The 2532-nt window shown below is 66.0% G+C and carries 2 protein-coding genes; both read right to left on the bottom strand.

Annotation, left to right across the window (positions count from 1 at the left end; all coding sequences use genetic code 11):
* Positions 1–299: 299 nt before the first annotated feature.
* On the bottom strand, positions 300–1493 hold the full coding sequence (locus tag NKH28_RS34200) for an IS91 family transposase (protein WP_352981450.1): 1194 nt from the start codon (positions 1491–1493) through the stop codon (positions 300–302).
* Positions 1494–1495: 2 nt separating this feature from the next.
* Positions 1496–2404 carry a tyrosine-type recombinase/integrase gene (locus tag NKH28_RS34205; RefSeq protein ID WP_352981451.1) on the bottom strand — a complete coding sequence of 303 codons (909 nt, stop codon included), beginning with the start codon at positions 2402–2404 and terminating at the stop codon, positions 1496–1498.
* Positions 2405–2532 lie beyond the last annotated feature (128 nt).

Below are 2532 nucleotides of genomic sequence, written 5' to 3' on the forward strand. Positions count from 1 at the left end.
CGTGAAGAGTTTCGGGCGCCGGCAGGCGTACGAAAGTCCCCGAGGAAGGAACCCGCGGGCCACAGGCGATGGCTATGGGGATTTCGGATTTCGGCAGATGTCGGCGATGGCGTGACCGCCGTCGGGAAGCGCTGGGGTGAATGCGGACAGACCGCTTCGTTGCGCCTCCGCGCGGTGTTGTCGGGACGGTGGACGGCTGGGCGCGGCTCTGTCGGCGTCGATAATCACCATAGGCGTGCGTCGATCCGTTGCCGGAGGCTGAGTGCCTGCAGCTGAAGGCTGAACCATTCCATGCCGGGTCATGGCGTGCTGCTCCCGGTCGACGGGGAACCGTTTGGCGGTCCGCGCGGCTGCCTCCGTCGTTCGAACACCTCGATCACGATCATGCGGCCGCCACAGCAGGGGCATGGCGGGCGGAAGTTGTCCGGTTCGTCCGTGGTGTCATCGTCGGACGGTGCGGTGACGTTCAGGAGTTCACGAACAAGCGCGAGGCTGGCCCTGCGAACAGAGCCGGCAAGCAGGCCGCAATGCCGGATGCGGTGGAATCCCTTTGGCAACACGTGGAGCAGGAAGCGGCGGATGAACTCGTCGGTCGCGAGCGTCATGAGCTGCTGCCGGTCGGCGCCTTCGCGGCGATAGTCCTTGTAGCGGAAGGTGACCCCGTCATCATCGAAGCGGATGAGGCGGCTGTTCGAGATCGCGACCCGGTGCGTGTAGCGCGACAGGTAGGCGAGCACCGCTTCAGGCCCGGCGAAGGGCGCCTTGGTATAGACGACCCAGCGCTTCGTCCGGACCGTTGCCAGGTGGCGAAGGAATGCTCGGCGGTCGGCGAGGTGCGCCATCGACCCGAAGAAGCTAAGCCGCCCGGCGTGGTGCAGCGCGACTAGCCGAGTGAGGAAGAGCCGGCGGAAGAGCTTGCCGAGGACGCGCACCGGAAGCAGGAATGCCGGGCGCGACGAGATCCATCGGCTTCCGTCCGGCGCGATGCCGCCGCCCGGCACAATCATGTGGACATGGGGATGGTGGGTCATTGCCGAGCCCCATGTGTGGAGCACGGCAGTGATGCCGATGCGCGCGCCGAGGTGCTTCGGATCGGTAGCGATGGTCAGCATCGTCTCCGACGCCGCCTTGAACAGCAGGTCATAGACCAGCGCCTTGTTGTGGAAGGCGATATCGGCGACTTCGGCCGGCAACGTGAACACGACGTGGAAGTAGCCGACCGGCAGCAGGTCGGCCTCGCGCTCAGCCAGCCATGTCCGCGCGGCCGCGCCCTGGCACTTCGGGCAGTGCCGGTTGCGGCAGGAGTTGTAGGCGATGCGCCATTGGCCGCAGTCCTCGCAGGCCTCCACGTGACCGCCAAGGGCGGCGGTGCGGCAGTGCTCGATCGCCGACATGACCTTGAGCTGCTGCAGTGTCAGATGCCCTGCATGGGCGGCCCGGTAGGCGGGCCCGGCAGTGCGGAAGATGTCGGCAACCTCGATCGAGGCGCGCACGCTCAGCCGTCGGGTGAGATCTCTTCCGGCTTGAACAGGCCGAGCTTGTCGAGCGGGCTCGTGACCGTTCTCACCGTGCGGGTCGCGACCTTGGTATAGAAGGCGGTGTTGTTCAGCTTGGCGTGCCCGAGCAGGACCTGGATGATGCGGATGTCGGTGCCGTCCTCCAGCAGGTGGGTGGCGAAGCTGTGGCGCAGCGTGTGCGGCCCCACCCGCTTGGCGATGTCGGCGGCCTGCGCTGCCTCGACGACGATGCGATAGAGCTGCCGCGTGCTGATCGGCTTCATCGCGTGCTGCCCGGGAAACAGCCAGCCGTCGCGATGCATTACACCCTGCTGGCGGCCGACCTTCCACCACTGGCGCAGCAACAAGAGCAGGTCTTGCGACAGCATGGCGTTGCGATATCGCCCGCCTTTGCCACGCTCGACGCGCAACAGCATGCGCTCGCTGTCGACGTCAGCGACCTTAAGCATCGACACTTCGGCGACGCGCAGCCCTGAGCCATAGGCGACCGACAGCGCGGCCTGATGCTTGAGGCAGGTGGTGGCGTTGAGCAGCCGGGCGACCTCGTCGCGGCTCAGGACCACCGGCAGCTTGCGTGGGTGCGCCAGACGAACCAGCTTGCGCGCCAGATCGGGACGATCGACCGTATGGGTGAAGAAGAAACGCAACGCCGACACGATGCTGTTCATCGTCGGCACGGGAACGCCGTCTTCCTGCTGCTCGATCTGAAACCGGCGCAGATCGTCGGCGGTCGCTGTGTCCGGTGAACGCCCGAGGAACGTCGCCAGGCGTCCGATGTCGCGGAGATAGTTGCGCTGCGTCTCCCGTGAGAAACGCCGCATGTTCATGTCGTCGATCAGTCGTTGGCGCAACGGGCTGATCGGTGTATCGAGAACGGGATGGGGCATGGTCAGGCTCCTTATTGAAGAAGCCCGCCATGCTCTGCTCGAGCCGAACGACGCTCAACGCGAGCGCGACGACCGGTTCTTGATCTCTACCTCACCCCATGCGCCCATCCCGCGCAGCGGGTTCGTTC

It is taken from the genome of Mesorhizobium sp. M1227, from assembly GCF_040318315.1.
GTDB lineage: Bacteria > Pseudomonadota > Alphaproteobacteria > Rhizobiales > Rhizobiaceae > Mesorhizobium.

Bases quoted from the DNA above. Each gene is read 5' to 3' on its own strand.
- NKH28_RS34205 (WP_352981451.1), bottom strand. From the start codon at position 2,404: ATGCCCCATCCCGTTCTCGATACACCGATCAGCCCGTTGCGCCAACGA.